A 258-nucleotide genomic window follows, 5' to 3' on the forward strand; every position below is an offset into this window, starting at 1 on the left:
GGGCGTATTGTCAATTACCTCAAGGCCATGCTGGCGGATGCGCGACATGAGGTGATGTTTGTGGGGTATCAGGCCAAGGGCACGCCAGGGGCGATGATACAGGCCGGCGAAGGCGCAGAGGGGGTTGTGCAGATCGATCTGGATGGCCAGATGTATGAGGTGTGGGCGAAGGTCATGACGCTGTCAGGGTACTCGGCGCACGCTGATCAGGCAGGCTTGCTGCAGTTCGCGCTCGGTGGCCCGGTGCAGCCAGGCAAG

1 pseudogene is annotated in these 258 nt (G+C 62.0%); it reads left to right on the top strand.

Going from position 1 to position 258, the window contains the following annotated elements:
• A pseudogene (locus tag R0J88_RS21415) lies at positions 1-258 on the top strand (MBL fold metallo-hydrolase); the annotation flags it as partial.

The organism is Pseudoalteromonas sp. SIMBA_162, from assembly GCF_046535955.1.
Lineage (GTDB): Bacteria > Pseudomonadota > Gammaproteobacteria > Enterobacterales > Alteromonadaceae > Pseudoalteromonas > Pseudoalteromonas marina.